16 protein-coding genes are annotated in these 18,367 nt (G+C 67.6%); 8 read left to right on the plus strand and 8 right to left on the minus strand.

The window, feature by feature from the left end; genetic code table 11:
* Nucleotides 1-108: 108 nt before the first annotated feature.
* Complete coding sequence (locus LLW23_RS05360) at nt 109-831, minus strand: c-type cytochrome (protein ID WP_228947743.1); 723 nt, start codon at nt 829-831, stop codon at nt 109-111.
* A 108-nt stretch (nt 832-939) separates the two neighbouring features.
* Between LLW23_RS05360 and LLW23_RS05365 the strand changes: the two genes are divergently transcribed.
* Together LLW23_RS05365 and LLW23_RS05370 are read left to right on the plus strand one after the other, a co-directional pair.
* Nucleotides 940-1,830: a prephenate dehydratase gene (locus LLW23_RS05365; protein ID WP_228947744.1), complete on the plus strand. Its 891-nt coding sequence runs from the start codon at nt 940-942 to the stop codon at nt 1,828-1,830.
* Between the two features lie 103 nt (nt 1,831-1,933).
* Nucleotides 1,934-4,045, plus strand: coding sequence for a S9 family peptidase (locus tag LLW23_RS05370; protein WP_228947745.1), 2,112 nt, complete (start codon nt 1,934-1,936; stop codon nt 4,043-4,045).
* 135 nt (nt 4,046-4,180) lie between these two features.
* Here LLW23_RS05370 and nudC read toward each other — a convergent pair whose 3' ends face one another.
* The 3 genes from nudC to LLW23_RS05385 are packed head-to-tail and all read right to left on the minus strand — an operon-like array spanning nt 4,181 to nt 7,439.
* Nucleotides 4,181-5,050, minus strand: coding sequence for an NAD(+) diphosphatase (gene nudC / locus LLW23_RS05375; RefSeq protein ID WP_228947746.1), 870 nt, complete (start codon nt 5,048-5,050; stop codon nt 4,181-4,183).
* Nucleotides 5,047-6,405: a serine hydrolase domain-containing protein gene (locus tag LLW23_RS05380; RefSeq protein WP_228947747.1), complete on the minus strand. Its 1,359-nt coding sequence runs from the start codon at nt 6,403-6,405 to the stop codon at nt 5,047-5,049. The genes nudC and LLW23_RS05380 overlap by 4 nt, the downstream gene beginning before the upstream one ends.
* Nucleotides 6,402-7,439 (minus strand): A/G-specific adenine glycosylase, encoded by a 1,038-nt coding sequence (locus LLW23_RS05385; protein ID WP_408642018.1) that lies wholly within the window; start codon nt 7,437-7,439, stop codon nt 6,402-6,404. Before LLW23_RS05385 ends, LLW23_RS05380 begins: the two co-directional genes overlap by 4 nt.
* Before the next feature lie 14 nt (nt 7,440-7,453).
* Between LLW23_RS05385 and LLW23_RS05390 the strand changes: the two genes are divergently transcribed.
* The 4 genes from LLW23_RS05390 to LLW23_RS05405 all read left to right on the plus strand — a co-directional run bounded on the left by LLW23_RS05390 (nt 7,454) and on the right by LLW23_RS05405 (nt 12,975).
* Nucleotides 7,454-7,981 carry a DUF721 domain-containing protein gene (locus LLW23_RS05390; protein WP_228947748.1) on the plus strand — a complete coding sequence of 176 codons (528 nt, stop codon included), beginning with the start codon at nt 7,454-7,456 and terminating at the stop codon, nt 7,979-7,981.
* Complete coding sequence (locus tag LLW23_RS05395) at nt 7,978-8,649, plus strand: DsbA family protein (RefSeq protein ID WP_228947749.1); 672 nt, start codon at nt 7,978-7,980, stop codon at nt 8,647-8,649. The genes LLW23_RS05390 and LLW23_RS05395 overlap by 4 nt, the downstream gene beginning before the upstream one ends.
* 43 nt (nt 8,650-8,692) lie before the next feature.
* Nucleotides 8,693-9,424: a thioredoxin domain-containing protein gene (locus LLW23_RS05400; RefSeq protein ID WP_228947750.1), complete on the plus strand. Its 732-nt coding sequence runs from the start codon at nt 8,693-8,695 to the stop codon at nt 9,422-9,424.
* Between the two features lie 149 nt (nt 9,425-9,573).
* Nucleotides 9,574-12,975 carry a chromosome segregation SMC family protein gene (locus LLW23_RS05405; protein WP_228947751.1) on the plus strand — a complete coding sequence of 1,134 codons (3,402 nt, stop codon included), beginning with the start codon at nt 9,574-9,576 and terminating at the stop codon, nt 12,973-12,975.
* A gap of 96 nt (nt 12,976-13,071) precedes the next feature.
* Here the strand turns inward: LLW23_RS05405 and LLW23_RS05410 are convergent, their stop codons facing one another.
* Nucleotides 13,072-14,292 (minus strand): hypothetical protein, encoded by a 1,221-nt coding sequence (locus LLW23_RS05410; RefSeq protein ID WP_228947752.1) that lies wholly within the window; start codon nt 14,290-14,292, stop codon nt 13,072-13,074.
* 66 nt (nt 14,293-14,358) lie between these two features.
* Between LLW23_RS05410 and LLW23_RS05415 the strand changes: the two genes are divergently transcribed.
* The gene (locus LLW23_RS05415) at nt 14,359-15,606 is read left to right on the plus strand and encodes a putative DNA modification/repair radical SAM protein (RefSeq protein WP_228947753.1); all 1,248 of its coding nucleotides are present in this window, start codon (nt 14,359-14,361) and stop codon (nt 15,604-15,606) included.
* Here LLW23_RS05415 and rarD read toward each other — a convergent pair.
* The 3 genes from rarD to LLW23_RS05430 form a co-directional block, all read right to left on the minus strand.
* On the minus strand, nt 15,603-16,481 hold the full coding sequence (gene rarD, locus LLW23_RS05420; RefSeq protein WP_228947754.1) for an EamA family transporter RarD: 879 nt from the start codon (nt 16,479-16,481) through the stop codon (nt 15,603-15,605). The genes LLW23_RS05415 and rarD overlap by 4 nt on opposite strands.
* Before the next feature lie 7 nt (nt 16,482-16,488).
* Nucleotides 16,489-17,175 carry a 2,3-diphosphoglycerate-dependent phosphoglycerate mutase gene (gpmA, locus tag LLW23_RS05425; RefSeq protein ID WP_228947755.1) on the minus strand — a complete coding sequence of 229 codons (687 nt, stop codon included), beginning with the start codon at nt 17,173-17,175 and terminating at the stop codon, nt 16,489-16,491.
* A 96-nt stretch (nt 17,176-17,271) separates the two neighbouring features.
* Nucleotides 17,272-17,748 (minus strand): winged helix-turn-helix transcriptional regulator, encoded by a 477-nt coding sequence (locus LLW23_RS05430; RefSeq protein ID WP_228947756.1) that lies wholly within the window; start codon nt 17,746-17,748, stop codon nt 17,272-17,274.
* Between the two features lie 162 nt (nt 17,749-17,910).
* Between LLW23_RS05430 and LLW23_RS05435 the strand changes: the two genes are divergently transcribed.
* The gene (locus tag LLW23_RS05435; protein WP_228947757.1) at nt 17,911-18,273 is read left to right on the plus strand and encodes a CC_3452 family protein; all 363 of its coding nucleotides are present in this window, start codon (nt 17,911-17,913) and stop codon (nt 18,271-18,273) included.
* Nucleotides 18,274-18,367 lie beyond the last annotated feature (94 nt).

Genomic DNA, 18,367 nt, shown 5'->3' on the forward strand with positions numbered 1-18,367 from the left:
TCCCGGCATCCACCTGTCAGCGCGCGCCGCGCTAGTAGGATTGGCGGAACCGTGGATGCCGGGACAAGCCCGGCATGACGGAAGTACCGTCGAATCCTAAACCCTAAATCAGCGCCCCGTCTGCTTCGCCGCCGCCGGATCGACCGATGGCGCGCCGCTCGCGGGCGTAGCGGTATTGCCGAGCGTGCTGCTGTCCTGCACCGCCGCGCCGACCGTCTCGCCGCCTTCGGCCGGTGCCGGCACCGTGCCCGCCGGTACCGTGTCCGTCCCCGGTGCCGTACCAGCTGCCGGTGCCGCACCAGCCGCCGGCGCTGCCGGCAACGGCAGGTTCGAACCCTGCTGGTTCAGATACAGGATAACGTTCGCGCGATCCTCGGGGTTGGAAAGGCCGGCAAAGGTCATCTTGGTGCCGGGCGCGAACTTGCGCGGGCTGGTGAGCCACGCGTTCATCTTCTCCCAGTCCCAATTGCCGCCGACCGTCTTCAGCGCATCGGTGTAAGCGAAACCGCCCTTGCCGGCGACAGCCCCGCCCATCGTCCCGTGCAGGTTCGGGCCGATGCCATTCGGCCCTCCCGACCCGATCGAGTGACACGCCGCGCACTTCTTGAACACTTCGGCGCCCTTGGCCGGATCGGCGGTCGGCAGCAGCGATGCGATCGGCACCGCAGCGGCGGCGCCACCGCCGCCGGCCTCTTCGGCGGCCTCGATCGGATAGCCGAACTTCTCGACCTCGCCGGAATGGAACACCATGCCGCCCACGATCGACAGCCCAAGCGCGGCCCCGCATGCTGCCAGCACCCAGCCTGCAACCGTGTTGTTCCGATCGTCCATAGTCCGCAGTCGTCCCTGAAATCTGTGCGCGTCCCATAGAAAAGGGTTTGCGCAACGGCAAGCACGCTTGAGGGTGCGAACGCCCTCGCCTAACGCCGCGGCCACGTTATGGAAAATTTCGCCGCCCCCGCCCGCCCGATCGTCGCCCGCATGGCCGCCGCCGCCGCTTCCGCCCCACACCGCGCGGTCGCGTTCCAGGGCGCGCCCGGCGCCAACAGTCATGTCGCCGTCAGCGAAGCGTTTCCCGATGCCCTGCCGCTCCCCTGCTTCTCGTTCGATGATGCGATCGATGCGGTGAAGCAAGGCGTCGCTGACTGCGCGATCATCCCGATCGAAAATTCGCTCCACGGCCGCGTCGCCGACATTCACTTCCTGCTGCCCGAATCCGGCCTCGTCATCACTGGCGAGCATTTCCTGCCGATCCGCCACGCGCTGATGGGCACTGGCCGGCGCGAGGACGTGCGCGAGGCGATGAGCCACCCGCAGGCGATCGGCCAATGCCGCCATTGGCTCAAAGCGCACGGCATCCAGCCCGCGGCCTATCCCGACACCGCCGGCGCCGCCGCCGTCGTGGCGGAGCGCGGCGATCCCACGATCGCGGCGCTCGCCCCGCCCGCTGCAGCCGAAATCTACGGCCTCAACCTGCTCGCGACCGACATCGCCGATGCCGATCACAACACCACGCGCTTCGTCACGCTCGCGCGCGGCGCGCAGCCGCCGGTCGGCGAGGGCCCGTGGATGACGACCTTCATCTTCGAGGTGAAGAACGTCCCCGCCGCGCTCTACAAGGCACTCGGCGGCTTTGCGACCAACGGCGTCAATATGACTAAGCTCGAAAGCTACCAGCGCGGCGGCACCTTCGCCGCGACCGACTTTTACGCGGATGTCGTGGGCAAGCCGGGCGACGAGAATTTCGATCGCGCGCTCGAGGAGCTCGGCTTCCACTCGAAATGGCTCCGCGTGCTCGGCACGTACCGCCAGGCGCGCAAGCGGGGCTGACGCTCCTGTTCTCCTTCGGCCGCAAGTAAACCCATAGTTACGCTTGCGTCGTCCCAATCGTGTCGTATCACTTCCACAACGAAATGACCCTGGGGGGATGACCATGCGGAAGATGTTGCTGGCCGGCGCTGCGCTGGCCTTCTCGGCCGGCGCGCTCGCGCAAGGCACACCCACGCCGCCGCGCGCGACAAAGAAGCCATTTCAGGTCACCTCGCCCAACGGCGCGCGCAGCGACGACTATTATTGGCTGCGCGACGATACCCGCAAAAATCCCGAGATGCTCGCCTATCTCAAGGCCGAGAACGCCTATGCCGACACCAGCCTCGCGTCACTCAAGCCGCTGGAAGACAAGCTTTACCAGGAGACGGTGAGCCACATCAAACAGGACGACAGCTCGGTCCCGTATCGCAAGAACGGCTATTGGTATCAGACGCGCTTCGACACAGGCGCCGATTATCCGGTGGTCGAGCGTCGCAAGGGCGACAAGACGGCCCCCGCCGAAGTCATGTTCGACCAGCCGGCAATGGCAAAGGGCAAGGCGTTCTTCGCATTGTCCGATTGGGAAGTAAGCCCCGACAACCGCCTCGCCGCTTATGCCGAGGATACCGTCGGTCGCCGGCAATATGCGCTCAAGATCAAGGATCTGACGACCGGCCAGCTTCTCCCCGATACGCTCATCAACGTCGAGCCGAACTTCGTCTGGGCCGATGACAATCGCACGATCCTGTACATCGCCAAGGAGCCGACCACGCTGCGCGGCTATAAGGTCATGGCGCACGTCCTCGGCACCCCCGTGGCGCAAGACATATTGCTCTACGAGGAGAAGGACGACACCTTCCAAATGGGCATCCGCCGGACGAGCGACGACAAGTTCATCTGCGTCGTCGTCCAGTCGACCGTCAGCGACGAAGAACGCTGCGCCCCCGCCGCCCGCAGCCCGATCGCCTTCGAAGTGCTCGCGCTGCGCAAGCGCGACTTGCGCTACGAGGCCGATCACATGGACGGCCACTGGATCGTCCGCACGAACCTCAAGGCCAAGAACTATACGCTGATGACGGTCGACGACGGTCTGACCGGTACCGGCACCGAGGCCTGGAAGGATCTGACTCCGCCGAGCGACACCGTCTTCATCCAGGATTTCAAACCGTTCGCCGGATTCGTCGCGATCGATCAGCGCGAGGGCGGCAACCGCATGATCCGGCTGCTCGACGCGGCCGGCAAGTCGGTGCCCGTCAAGGCCGACGAGCCCGCCTACCAGATGGCGCTGTCGATCAACGAGGAGCCGACGACCGATTGGGTGCGCTACACGTACGGCTCGCTCGTCACCCCGACGACGACGTTCGAGGTGAACGCGAAATCGGGCGAGCGCCGCGTGCTGAAGGTCGCGCCGGTCCCCGGATACGATCCCAAGAACTACGTCACCGAGCGCGTCTGGGCGCCCGCGCGCGATGGCGTGAAGGTTCCGGTCAGCGTGGTCTATCGTAAGGGCACGAAGCGCGACGGCACCGCCCCGCTCTTCCAATATGCCTATGGCAGCTACGGCTATTCGTCCGATCCCGCGGTCGATCCGGGCCGCATCGGGTTGCTGGATCGCGGCTTCGTCTATGCCATCGCGCACATTCGCGGCGGTCAGGAAATGGGCCGCCAATGGTATGACGACGGCCATTTGCTCAACAAGAAGAACAGCTTCACCGACTTCATCGATGTCACGCGCCATCTCGTCGCGCAGAAATATGCCGCGAAGGATCGTGTCGCCGCGCTCGGCGGCTCGGCCGGCGGGCTGCTGATGGGCGCGGTCGCGAACATGGCGCCACAGGATTACAAGGTGATCGTCGCGCAAGTGCCGTTCGTCGATGTCGTCACGACGATGCTCGACGCAACGATCCCGCTCACCACCTTCGAATATGACGAATGGGGCAATCCGGCGCAAAAGCCGTTCTACGATTACATGCTGAGCTACTCGCCCTACGATCAGGTCGCGGCCAAGGCCTATCCGGCGATGTACGTCGGCACCGGCCTGTGGGACAGCCAGGTGCAATATTACGAGCCCGCCAAATGGGTCGCCAAGCTGCGCGAGAAGAAGACCGACACGAACCCGCTGCTGTTCCGCGTCAACATGGAAGCCGGCCACGGCGGCAAATCCGGCCGCTTCGAACGCTACCGCCAGAACGCCGAATGGCAGGCCTTCGTCCTGCAGCAGCTCAACGTCGAGTAAAACAAAGCCCTCTCCCCTTCAGGGGAGAGGGTGGCCGAGCCAAAGGCGAGGTCGGGAGAGGGGCAGTACGAAGCCGGGTCCACTGCCCCTCTCCCCGACCCTCTCCCCTGAAGGGGAGAGGGAGAATTCCAATTGCTACCCCTCCACCCACAACGACAGCAGCGTATGCGCGATCGCATACGGCGGCGGCGCCAGGAACGGCCCGTCGCCCGCCAGCGCCGCACGCACCTCGTCACGCGTGAACCAGTCCGCGCTCTCCAGCTCGTGCTCGTCGATCGTAATCTTGTCGTCCTCGGCCATGCCGACGCACGCGATCATCAGCTGCGACGGAAACGGCCACGGCTGGCTGGAAAGATACCGCACGTCGCGCACGCGCACCCCGGCCTCCTCCTCGATCTCGCGCGCCACCGCCTCCTCGATCGATTCGCCCGGCTCCAGGAACCCGGCGAGCGCCGAATAGCGCCCCGCCGGCCACGCCGGCTGCCGCCCGAGCAGCGCGCGCCCGTCATGCTCGGCGATCATGATCACCACCGGGTCGACGCGCGGGAAATGCTCGGCGCGGCAGTTGCCGCATTTGCGCCCCCAGCCGGCGCGGAACAGCGTCGTCGCCGTCCCGCAATTGGCGCAAAAACCATGCCGCGCGTGCCAGTCGATCACGCTGCGCGCCGCCGCGAACGTCGCCGCCTCGCCCGGCCGCAACTGGTCGAGCATCGCGAACAGGTTCGGCGCGCGGAACGCCGGCGGCGCCGCCTCGCCCGGTGTGAAGGCGGCGAAGCGCGGCTTCCCGTCGTCCAGCCCGAGCAGGATGAACTCCGCTTCGTCGGGCGCCTCGGTCAGCATCGTCCAGCCGAGCCGGCCGTCCTCGGTCACTTCGGGCTCGAAATTGTGCAGCTTCAGCAGCCGCGCCTGCCAATTGCCCATCGCCGTCGCCAGCGCGTCGCTGTCATGCCGCAAGCGATCCGCGCGATCGAGCAAGCCACCGGTGAACCCCGGAACCAGGCTCATCGTGCGCGCATCCGGATCGCATCGCGCGCCAGCGCCGCCGGCACACTTTGCCGCAGCCCCCATTTTTCCGCCGGGAAATATTGCACCATCACCGTGCCACGCGTCTTTTTCACCGGATCGACCCACGCAATCGTCCCCGCCGCGCCGCCCCAGCCATAGGTGCCTTTCGACGGCCCACCGTTCGGCGCATCCTCGAGATACACCGATCCGCCGGCGCCGAACCCCATCTTCGCCGACATCGCCCCGCCGGTGCCCCCACCGATCCCGCCGAACGTCACGCCCGCCGGCAGCAGGTTCGACATCGCTAGCGCCACCGTCGCCGGCTTCATCACTTGCCGCCCCTCCAGCGTGCCGCCGTTCGCCAGCATGTGGAGGAAGCGGTCATAGTCGCGCGCGCTCGAAACCAGCCCCGCGCCGCCATACGGAAAGCTCGGCCGCTGCAGATACACCGAGCCCGTCCCCGGATCGATCGGCGATCGATTGTCGCCCACGAAGATGTAGTTGGTCGATAGCCGCGAAGCATCACTCGCCGGCACGCTCCAATAGGTCGATCGCATGCCCAGCGGATCGAGCAGCCGAGTCTGCACGAAGCGATCGAACGGCATCCCGCTCGCCTGCTCGATCACCGCACCCATCACGTCGAGCCCGATCGAATAGCTCCACTTGGTGCCCGGCTCCGCGATCAGCGGCACCGTCGCGACGCGCTTGGCGAACTCGCGAAGGTTCGTCGGCCGCACCTTGCGCGCCTGCGCCTCGACCTGCACGTTGACCTGCGCCGGCAGGATGCCGAGCCGCTCATATTCCTTCAGCAACGGCCCCTTGGCGGAAATGTTGTAAGCGAGCCCCGCAGTGTGCGTCAGCAGATGCCGGATCAGCATCGGGCGGGTCGCCGGCACGCTGTCGAGCGACGTATCGGGGCTCGTCAGCACGCGCATCTTGGCAAAGCCGGGGAAATATTTGCTCACCGGATCGTCGAGGCTGATCTTGCCATCCTCCACCAGCAGCATCGCCGCGATTCCGGTGATCGGCTTGGTCATCGAATAGATCCGCCACAGGCTGTCCGGCCCTGCGGCGGGCGCGCTGGCGCCATCGGCGATTCGACCGGCGTTCACGAACTGCGTCGGAAAATCGCCCACGCCGAATGCGCCGACGATCCCAGGCATCTTGTCCGACGTGACGAAGCCGTCGAACAGCGCTTGCGTCTCGGGCAGGATCGGATTGCCACGCGCCGGAGCGGTCGCGGGTGCCGCGGGTTGTGGGCTCGGCTGCGGCGCGGGTTGCGCTTGCCGCGCCGCGCTGCCGCTGGCCACCAACACCATTGCCGCTGCCGTACCGGCGAGCCACCTCAGCTTCATCCCACTCTCCCTATCGCTGCTGCCGCCTTGGCGAACACCGTCGGCAGCCCGGCGGCCGCGAGTTTCTCGACCGGCCACCATTCGCCTTCGGCCGGCGCTGAATGCGCGTCCCAACGCGCCACCGCAAGCGCCGCGTCGAGCGTGAAGTGCGTGAACCCATGCACCACGCCATGCTTGAGCAGCCGCCACTCGGCCGCCACCGGCGCCCCCGCAAGCCCCGGCGGCGAAGCCTCCCACGGCCCGGTCGGCAGCGCCCGCATCCCACCGAGCAAGCCCCTCGGCGGCCGGCGAACGAGAAACACCTCGCGCGCGCCTGGCAAGCCACGCTCAAGCCAGAACATCGTCCCGAACCGCGTCGGACGCGCCGCCTTCGCCGGCTTGACCGGAAATGCCTCCTCCTCCCCGGCCGCATGTGCCGCGCAAGCATCCGCCAGCGGACACAACAGGCACTTGGGCCGCCTCGGCGAACAGATCGCCGAGCCCAGATCCATCATCCCCTGCGCGAAATCCCCCGCCCGCGCCTCGGGCGTGATGGCTTCCGCCGCCGCCCGCACCGCCGGCTTCCCCGCCGCGCGAAACAGCCGCGACACCACCCGCTCTACATTCGCGTCGACCACCACCGCGCGCCGCCCGAACGCGATCGCCGCCACCGCCGCCGCTGTATAGTCGCCCAGCCCCGGCAACCCTCGCAGCGCCGCCTCGGTATCCGGCAGCGCCCCGCCATGCTCCGCCACGATCGCCCGCGCCGCGCGCACCAGGTTCCGCGCCCGCGCATAATAGCCAAGCCCCGCCCAGGCCGCCATCACCTCGGCCTCGTCCGCCGCCGCAAGGCTCTCAACGCCGGGCCAGCGCGCGACCCACGCCTCGAAGCGCGGCCGTACGGTCGCGACCGTCGTCTGCTGCAGCATCACTTCGGATAGCCACACGCGATACGGGTCCGCCGCCACCCCCGGCAGCGCGCGCCACGGCAGTGTGCGGCGGTGCCGATCGTACCAGTCGAGCAGCAGGTCGGCGATCGAGCGCTTGGCGTCCACGCCCCGGCTATGGCATGGGTGGCGCCATGAGCAAGCGCGTCGGCGTCCCCCCCAAGCTGGAAGCCGTGCGGTCGAACCGATCGCGTCAGGTATCCGAGCTGCTGCCGTCGGTCGGCGGCGCGGCGTTCCGGCGCTTCGGCTTCGTGCAATCGTCGATCGTCACGCGCTGGTCCGAGATCGTCGGTGAAAAGCTCGCCTCGGCCAGCATGCCCGAATCGATCAAGTTTCCCTATGGCAAGAAGCAGGATGGCACGCTGACGCTCGTCGCGCGCGGTGCGCATGCTGTGATGATCCAGCACGTCGTCCCGGAGATCGTCGAGCGGGTGAATCGCTTCTTCGGCTATCCCGCCGTCGCCAAGGTCACGATCCGCCAGGGCGACGTCGCGCCGCGCGCCAAGCCGCGCCCGGCACCGACGTTGCGCGCCGTCCCGGCCGAATTCGGCCAGAGCCTCAAGACGATCGCCGATCCCGAACTCAAGGCCGTGCTGGAGGCGCTCGCCGCCGGCATCGGCGCCACCAGCGGACTGCCCACGATCAAATGAAGAAGCTGCTGATTTTCGCCGCGCTCGCCTTCGCGGCGCCGCTCACCGCCGCCACGCAAAAGCCATGGGGCTCGGTCGCCGCGATCGCTCCGTCGGGCAGCTATGTCATCGGCAATCCCAAGGCGAAGGTGAAGCTGGTCGAATATGTCAGCTACACATGCCCGCACTGCGGCCATTTCACGCGCGATTCCGCCGCGACCCTGAAAGGCAAGATGATCGCCTCGGGTTCCACCAGCCTCGAAGTGCGCAGCTCGATCCACGATCGCTACGATCTGGTCGCCGCCACGCTCGCGCGCTGCTCGGGCCCGGCGCTGTTCCCCAAGATGCACGATCTGCTCTTCGCGCAGCAGGACGCATGGCTGAACCAGGCGATGGCGTTCGACGCCGCCGGTGGCCAGAACCCGGCGGGCAACACGCAGGGTGAAAAGATGCGCACGCTCGCCAACGGCGCCGGCCTCACCGCCATCGCAAAGTCGGCCGGCATGAGCGAGCCCGCGATCGCCGCCTGCTTCGCGACCGAGACGAGCCTCACCAAGACGCTCGCGGTGGCGCAGGCGATGCAGGGCAAGATCAAGGGCACCCCGGCGTTCGAGCTGAACGGCAAGCTGATCGAGGGCGTCGACTGGGCGAAGCTCGAACCGATGCTGCGCGCCGCCGGCGCCCGATAATCGGCCCCAATGACCGGCCAAGTGATTCCAACGGAGTAAGCACATGAACTTGCGTATCGCCGCTTCTGCTCTTGCACTCGCGATGCTCGCCGCCTGCGGTGAAAGCGGCAACACGATCTCGGCACCCGCCAATTCGGTCGCCGCTGCCCCCGCGCCCGCCGGTCAGGATTGGACGCAGACGGTCACCAAGACGGCCGATGGCGGCTTCGTGATGGGCAATCCCAATGCGCCGCTGAAGCTCGTCGAATATGGCTCGCGCACGTGCCCGACCTGCGGCAACTTCGGCCGCACCAGCGCGGAGCCGCTGCAGAATACCTACATCAAGTCGGGCAAGGTCTCGTTCGAATTCCGTGACTTCCTGGTCCACGCGCCCGATCTCGGCGTTGCGATCCTCGGCCAGTGCGCTGGCGAAACGCCATTCTTCCCGATCCTTGATCAGATGTTCGCCGAACAGAACGGCTTCCTTGAGAAGCTCGAGACCATCCCCGCCGATTTCCAGCAACGCCTCCAGGCGATGAGCCCGGCGCAGCAGGCCACAGCCTGGGTCGAATATCTCGGCTACCTCGATTTCGTGAAGCAGCGCGGCCTAACCGAAACCCAGGCGCGCCAGTGCCTCGCCGATCCGGGGCGGATCGAGGCCGTCGCCAAGGTTTCCGAAACCGCGATGAAGGACAAGGAAGTCACCGGCACGCCGACCTTCTTCCTGAACGGCGAAAAGATCGAAGCCGCCAGCTGGCCCCAGGTCGAAACCGCGCTGAAGGGCGCGGGGGCCTAACACCCTCCCCTCGTCACCCCGGGCTTGACCCGGGGTCCCGCTTCTTTACCACCGTCGCTCGATCAGCGGGACCCCGCATCAAGTCCGGGGTGACGGAGTAACGGAGGGGCCTTGCGTCCCTCTGCAGGCCGCGCTCAACTCCATCCAACGTGCAGATCAAGCGCCTCCGCCTGTCCGGCTTCAAAAGCTTCGTCGACCCCGCCGATCTGCGCATCGAGCCGGGGCTGACCGGGGTCGTCGGCCCCAACGGCTGCGGCAAGTCCAACCTGCTCGAAGCGCTGCGCTGGACGATGGGCGAAAACAGCGCGAAATCGATGCGCGGCGCCGGCATGGAAGACGTGATCTTCGCCGGCACCGCGACACGGCCTGCGCGCGATTTTGCAGAAGTCTCGCTGCTTGCCGAGATCGCGGGACAGGAAACCGAAGTCGTCCGCCGGATCGAGCGCGGTGCCGGCAGCGCCTACCGCATCGACGGCCGCGACGTGCGCGCCAAGGACGTGTCGCTCCTGTTCGCCGACGCCGCGACCGGCGCGCATTCGCCCGCGCTCGTCAGCCAGGGCCGGATCAGCGCCGTCATCGCCGCCAAGCCCACCGATCGCCGCGCGATGCTCGAAGAAGCCGCCGGCATCGCCGGCCTCCACGTCCGCCGCCGCGACGCCGAGCAGAAGTTGCGCGCGACCGAGGCGAACCTCGAACGACTCGACGAAGTCATCGCCGATCAGGAGGCGCGCGCCAACGCGCTCCGCCGCCAGGCCCGTCAGGCCGAGCGATACCGCACCCTCTCGCGCCAGATCCGCGTCGCCGAAGCGCGCATGATCTTCGCCCGCTGGCGCGAAGCCGCCGTCGCCGCCGATGCCGCCAAGGCTGAAGCCGCCGCCGCCGACACGCGCGTCGCGCAGGCAACCGAAGCCCAGCACGCCGCCGCCGCCTATCAGGCGCAAGCCACCGAAACGCTCGCTCAAGCCCGCACCGCCGCGCTCGCCGCGCGCGACCGCAGCGGCGAGATCGCGCACCACCTCGCGGGGCTCCGCAGCGAGGAACAGGCCGTCACCCGCCGCCTCGCCGAGCTCACCCAGTCCGCCGCCCGCATCACTGCCGATCGCACCCGCGAAGGCGCACTCGCCAACGACGCCGCCGACGCGCTCGCCCGGCTCGACACCGAACGCAAGGCGCTCGAAGCCACCATAACCCGCGCCGCGGCCGACCTGCCGACACACGAGGCCACACTCGCCGACGCCGAACGCCACGCCCGCGACGCCGAGGTCGCGCTCGCCCAGGCACTATCGCGTCAGGCGAGCGAAGCCGCCGACGCCCGCGTCGCGCACGCCGCCGCCGCCGCCGCGTGCGCGCGCCTGGACCGCGCCGATCGCGACGCCGCACAGGTCACCGCCCAACGCGCCGCGCTTGGCGACGCGGCCCCGCTGGAAGCAGAACGGATCGCCGCCGCCGAGAAGCTGAAGACGGCGCTGCACGACGCCGAAGAAGCGCGCGCGGCACAGGCCACCGCCGAAGCCGACGAACGCCACGCAATCAGCGCGCGCGACGCCGCCCAGGCCGCCCGCGCCACCGCCCGCGCCGATCTCGCGACGCTCGACAGCGAAGCCACCGCGCTTCGCCGCGCGACCGAGCGCAAAGGGCGCGATCGCCTGCTCGATCACGTCCGCGCCGCGCCGGGTTACGAACGCGCGCTGGCCGCCGCGCTCGGCGATGATCTTGAGGTCGGGTTAGACCCCGCCGCGGACAGTTTTTGGTTTCAGAACCGAGTCGCTTCCGAAGGTTTGACCCCGCCATCCCCCGCAGATTGCCTGCTTCCGCACGTCACCGCACCGCCTTTTCTCTCGCTCCGGCTTGCACACATCATCGTTCTCGACAGCGACGATGGCCACACGCTCGCTCCCGGCGAACGCCTCGTCACGCGCGCCGGCGCCCTGCGCCGCTGGGACGGATTCACCGCAAAGCACAGCGGCGTCGTCGCCGCCGAACGCCTCGAACGCCTCAACCGCCTCACCGAAATTGACGCCGCCTTGCCCGCCGCACGGACCGCGGTCGAGCTCGCCGACCACGCCTTAAGTGACCAAGATCAAAGAATTATCACCGCCCGCACCGCCGCGAGGGCGGCCCGCGATCAACTCGCCCGCGCCGACACGATCGCCCGCGACGCCCGTACGCGTCAGGACCGCGCCACCGCCCAACTCGAACGCCTCGCGGGCCTGCGCACCGACCTCGACGCCCGCGCCGCCCGCACCACAGCCGAGCGCGACGAAGCCGCCCGCGACCACGAAGGCGCCACCGCCGCGCTCGCCGCCCTCCCAGATACCTCCGCCACCGCCGAAAAAGTCGTCTCATTTCAACACGAAGCAGAGCTACGCCGCACCGCCGTCGCCGACGCCCGCGCCGCCCGCACCGCCGCGACGCGGGCCAGCGAGGATGCCCGCACCCGCCTCGCCGCCGCGCAGTCCGACATGAAAAGCTGGCGCGCCCGTGCCGGCGACGCCGCCCGCCGAATCGCCGACATGGCGAAGCGCGAAGCCGAGATCGCCGCCGAAACCGACACGCTCGCCGGCAAACCTGCGGCGCTCGCCGCCACGATCCTTAACGCCGCGGCCGATCACGATGCCGCCCGCACCTCAGCCGACAAGCTCGCCGCCGTCGAGCGCGCCGCCGAGACAGCCCGGCGCAACACCGAGAATACCGCCCGCCTCGCCGGCGAAACGCTCGCGCAGGCCCGCGAAGCCCGCGCCGGCGCCGTCGCGCGCGCCGAAAATCAGGAATTGCGCCGCGTCGAAATGGGCCGCGTCTCGGGCGAACGCTTCGAATGCCCCGCCCCCGTTCTTCCCGAAAAGATCGGCTTCGCCAGCGCCGACGTTCGCGCCCCGCAGGAAGAATCCGCCGCGCACGATAAGCTGACGCTGGATCGCGAGCGGATCGGCCCCGTCAACCTCGTCGCCGAACAGGAGCTTGCCGCGCTCGAAGCCGGCGCCAGCGGCAACGCCGCCGAACGTGAGGAACTGGGGCTCGCGGTCAACCGCCTGCGCGGCTCGATCGGCACGCTCAACCGCGAGGGCCGCCAACGCCTCCTCGCCGCGTTCGAGGCGGTAAACGGCCACTTCCGCCGCCTGTTCACCACGCTGTTCGATGGCGGCCAGGCACACCTCGAACTGATCGACTCGGATGATCCGCTGGAGGCCGGGCTCGAGATCATGGCGCAGCCCCCCGGCAAGCGCCTCCAGTCGCTCACATTATTGTCCGGCGGCGAACAGGCGCTGACCGCAGTGGCGCTCATCTTCGGCCTGTTCCTCACCAACCCCGCGCCGATCTGCGTCCTCGACGAAGTCGACGCCCCGCTCGACGACGCCAACATCGAACGCTTCTGCGACCTCCTAGATCGCATGACCCGCGAAACCCAGACGCGCTACCTGATCGTCACCCACAACGCCGTCACCATGAGCCGCATGCACCGCCTCTTCGGCGTCACGATGATCGAACGCGGAGTGAGCCGCTTGGTCTCGGTCGACCTTCAAGCCGCCGAAACGCTGCTGGCGGCAGAATAATCCTCCCCATCGAAGATGGGGAGGGGGACCGCCGCCGAAGGCGGTGGTGGAGGGGACGCGCCAAAAGCGGCACGCTCGCGTCTTCCCCTCACCAGCCTACGGCTGTTCCCCTTCCCCACTGCGTGGGGAGGACAATATCCACACCGGCCCCTCACTCCGCACCCCATCCACGATCGCCCACACCATCGCCACCGCCCGAAACCCCGCCGCCACGGCGATATGCCCCTGCGTCACCCCCATCCCCGCTCCACCCGGCGACGCGAAATACCAGAACTCCGCCCAATACGCCGCCAGATCCCCCATCACGAACCACGCCACCGGCCACAGCCGCCGCGAGGTCAGCAGCAGAAACGGATACAGCCACAGATCGAACTGCGGCGAATACACCTTGTTGGTCAGCAGGAACCACGCGAGCACCGGCGTGAACAACACCCACAGTCGATCCCCATGCCGCCGCCAGCCAAGCCCGACGATCGCCGCAGCTCCCCCGGCGAACACCAGAAACGACCATAGATTGCGAGCCGCGATTTCGGTCACCCACCAGCCCTGGACCGCCATGATCTCCCACACCGACGCCGCCGTCCCGCTTCGCGCGCTGCTGAAAGTGTAGAACTCCGCCCAATTGTCGAACGCCCGCAACGCGAACGGCAGGTTCAGCGCGCCCCAGAAGACGATTGCCGTCACCGTCAGCACCGCCGCGCTCGCGATCCGCGCCCGCCACGTCGCCCCCCGCCCGAAAAGCGCACCGAGCCCGAGCAGCGGTAGCAACAACACCGGAAACAGCTTCGCCGCCGTCCCGATCGCCGCCAGCGCAGCACCCGTCAACGCCTCGCCGCGCCGCGCCGCCAGCATTGCTGCCATTGCCAGAGCCACCGCCAGCATGTCCCAATTGTGCCCCAGGTACAGCACCAGCGGCGGCGCCCCCGCCCACCACCAGCGCCGCGACAGCGGCACGCCCGCCTGCTCCATCATCCGCAGCACCGCGAACGCGAGCGCAGCGTTGACGATCGACACCACCAACAGGAAATCGAACGCATCCCCGCGCGCGCCGCCGATCGTGCGCACGACCAGCCCCTCAAGCCAGATCAGCGCCCCCGCCAGCACCGGATATTCGATCCGCGACTCGACATACGGCAATTGCCCCGCCGCCACGCCGCGCAGGCCCCAGAAGGGCACCGCATCCGAGTAGCAACCGGTCAGATACTGCTCGTCGCCGGTCCACACCGCCCCGCAATGCGCCTTGAACAGCCACCCCGCGACGCACGTCAGCGCCAGCAGCAGATAGGGGCCAGGATGGTCAACACGAGGCAATCGCATCGATTGCGGTTAGCCGCGAATTGTGACGAGGTCGACACGTCCAGCAGGAGAACCTATGTAGAACGGATGGCGCAGCTCGATGTCCGACAGAAACTCGAAATACTTGCAGACGCGGCGAAATATGACGCATCGTGTGCCTCGTCGGGCACTGCCAAGCGCAACTCGCGCGATGGCAAGGGGCTTGGTTCGACCGAAGGCTCGGGCATCTGTCATGCGTACGCCCCAGACGGCCGCTGCATTAGCCTGCTCAAGATCCTGCTGACCAATAGCTGCATCTTCGACTGCCATTATTGCATCAACCGCAAGAGCTCGAACGTTCGCCGCGCGCGCTTCACCGCGCAGGAAGTCGTGAACCTCACGCTGTCCTTCTACCGCCGCAACTATATCGAAGGGCTGTTCCTTTCCTCGGGCATCATCAGCTCGTCGAACTACACGATGGAGCAGATGGTCGAGGTCGCGCGAAGCTTGCGCGAGGATCATCATTTCCGCGGATACATCCACCTCAAGACGATCCCCGACGCCGATCCCGAACTGATCCATCAGGCCGGGCTGTACGCCGATCGCATGTCGATCAACGTCGAGCTGCCGACCGTCAGCGGCCTGAAGCGGCTCGCCCCCGAAAAGGACAATGGCCGCATCGAAGGCGCGATGAGCGGGCTGCGCACCTCGATCCTCGACACGCGCGACGCCAAGAAGAAGTACAAGTCCGCCCCAACCTTCGCGCCCGCAGGCCAATCCACTCAGATGATCGTCGGCGCCGATGCTGCGACCGACGGCGACATCGTCACCAAGGCCGCGACGCTCTACGATCGCTTCGAGCTGCGCCGCGTCTACTACTCGGCGTTTAGCCCGATCCCCGACGCGTCGGCCGTGCTGCCGCTTCAGCGCCCCCCGCTGATGCGCGAACATCGCCTGTACCAATCCGACTGGCTGATGCGCTTCTACGGTTTCCAGCCGGCCGAGGTCATCGCCGCGGCGGACGAGGCGACCGGCATGCTGCCGCTCGACATCGATCCCAAGCTCGCTTGGGCACTCAAATTCCGTGGCAGTTTCCCGGTCGACGTGAACCGCGCTCCACGCGAACTGCTGCTTCGCGTGCCGGGTCTCGGCACGAAGGCCGTCGCCAACATCCTCACGAGCCGCCGTTGGCGCAAGCTGCGGCTGGAGGATGTCGCGCGGCTGACCGTCTCAATCGCCAAGATCCGGCCGTTCATCGTCGCCGCCGATTGGCGCCCGATCACGCTGACCGACAAGGCAGAGCTCAAGCCACTGGTCGCGCCGAAGCAGAAACAGCTCGAACTCTTCGCCGCCTAAGGCTCCCGTGCCGCGCGCACGCTGTCCCACGCGAACACCGCGCATCCGGCCCAGATCAGCGCGAACACCAGCAGATGCAGCGGCAGCAGCGGCTCGCCGAACACCGCAACTGCGACGATGAACTGCAGCGTCGGCGCAACATATTGCAGCAGCGCCATCGACGAATAGGGCAAGCGCCGTGCCGCTGCGGCGAACATCAGCAGCGGCGCCGCCGTCACCACGCCGAGCAGCACCAGCAGCACATCGGTGCCACTCGACTGCCCGAACGCCCCCGTCCCGGTCCCCGCCAGCACCAGCGCATAGCCCAGCGACACCGGCGCCAGCATCATCGTCTCGAGCGTCAACCCGCCCAGCGAGTCGATCGCCACCACCTTGCGCACCAGCCCGTAGACACCGAACGTCACCGCCAGCGACAGCGAGATCCACAAGGTATCGAGCGCAACCAGCGCCATAGCGACCACGCCCACCGCCGCGATGCCGATCGCCACCCCCTGCAACCGCCGCAGCCGCTCGCCCAGCACCACCACGCCAAGCGCCACGTTGATGAGCGGATTGATGAAATATCCGAGGCTCCCCGCCAGCGCATGCTGGTTGTTCACCGCCCAGATGAAGATCAGCCAGTTGATCGCGATCAGCGTCGCGCTCGCCGCCAGCATTGCCAGCGTCCGCGCGGTCATCGCGTCGCGGATCGACGGCCAGCGCCGCAGCACGGTCACGACGATGATCAGCAGCACGACCGACCAGATCACGCGATGCGCCAGCACCTCGAGCGGGGGCACCGCCGCAAGCAGCCGGAAGTAGAGCGGCAGCACGCCCCACATCGCATAGGCGCCGAGTGCGAGCAGCAGCCCGCCGCGCGCCGAACGATGGGTCATGCCGCGATCAACGCTCGCTCAGATAATAGCGATCGGTCGCGACCAGCGTGTCGTCCAACTCGTACACGATCGGCTGGCCGGTCGGGATCTCCAGGCTCGTGATCTCGTCGTCGGGGATGTTCGACAGATGCTTGACCAGCGCGCGCAACGAATTGCCATGCGCCGAGATCAGCACCCGCTGTCCGGCGCGCAGCTCGGGCGCGATCCGCTCCTCCCAATATGGCAGGACGCGTGCGATCGTGTCCTTCAGGCTCTCGGTGCGCGGGATGTCGATCCCAGCGTAGCGGCGGTCGCCGGTCATGTCGTAAGGCCCGCCCGCCTCTTCCACCGGGGGCGGGATGTCGAAGCTGCGGCGCCAGACATGCACCTGCTCGTTGCCGTGCTTGGCCGCCGTCTCGGCCTTGTCGAGCCCGGTCAGCCCGCCATAATGCCGCTCGTTCAGCCGCCAGTGCTTCTCGGTCGGCAGCCACAGCCGCCCCATCGCCTCCAGCGCGATGTTCAGCGTCTTGATCGCGCGCGTCTGTAGGGAAGTGAAGGTCAGGTCGAAATCGAGGCCCCTCGCCGCCATCAGCTCGCCCGCCGCCTTCGCTTCCGCGACGCCCTTTTCGGTTACGTCGACGTCCCACCAGCCGGTGAAGCGGTTCTCGAGGTTCCAGGCAGATTGCCCGTGGCGAATCAGGACGAGGGTGGGCATCGCTGGCAGGTCTCCGGTTGGGGCGGGCCGTGGTCGGTCGCCGCGCTGATAGAGACAAGCGCCGCCATCCGACAAGCGCTGCCGGCCCGAGTGGCGTTACTCCGCCGCTTCGCGCTCTTCGCCGTACGAGACATCGCTCGGCAGCGCCCAGTGCAGGTCGCCCATGCCGAGCACCCGCCCGTCATGACTCATCACCGCGACCTGCTGGATCGGGCGATTGTCACGCTTGTCGACCAGGATAGGGAATGCCGGGCAGCCGGTCTCCCAGCGCTCGCCCCATTGCCGCAGCGCCACCATCGTCGGCAGCAACGCATAGCCCTTATCGGTCAGATGATAGGCGATCTTGCGCCGGTCTTCCGGCAGCGACTTGCGCTCCATCATCCCATGATCGACGAACCGGGCGAGCCGGTTTGCGAGGATGTTGCGCGCGATCCCGAGCTCGGACTGGAACTCCTCAAAATGATGCAGGCCGTTGAACGCCGCCCGCAGGATCAGGAACGCCCAGCGCTCCCCCATCGCCTCCAGCGCCGCCGGCAGGCTGCATTCCTGTAGCGGCTCGCGCAGCTCTCCCATCCGAACTCCTCGCTTTCACATCACCGTAACGCATTTGCGCAGGCGAACCGCATAGAAAATAAGGGTTGTCGAATGCAACTCGCAAGTGCGAGTTTCTTGTTGCAACTCGCAATTGCAGCATCTAAGTAGCGTTCAGCAACCTACATCCCCCAGGAGGCACCGATGATTCGCTCGCTCACCAAGTCCGTTCTCGTTTCCGCCGCGCTGCTCGCGGCCGCTGGTGTCTCCGCTCAGCCATCCGACAGCGCCTATGTCGCAACCCCGGTCACCGCCCCGGCGAAGTCGGTCCTGATGACGCGCGACACCGCGTGGAACGTGCGCGACGGCGCCTTCGTCACCGTCGACGCGCCGATGCGCGAGATGGTCGCTTGCCAGCTCGTCGCGCGCAGCGCCGGCCAGCTCTCGGGCTTCACCGCTCGCGGCAAGGCTTTCGACGCGACGCAGCTCGACGCCTGCAACGCGAAGGCGAAGGGCGCCAAGACCGTGATGGCCAAGGCTGATACGACCCCCGCCACGGCGAACTGATCGGCATCCGCGCCGATGAACAAAAGGGCTCGTGCCGTGTGGCGCGGGCCCTTTTTTGTTGCAATGCGTGTCTCGCACGCCCCAAGTCACTGTC

The organism is Sphingomonas radiodurans (assembly GCF_020866845.1).
GTDB lineage: Bacteria > Pseudomonadota > Alphaproteobacteria > Sphingomonadales > Sphingomonadaceae > Sphingomonas > Sphingomonas radiodurans.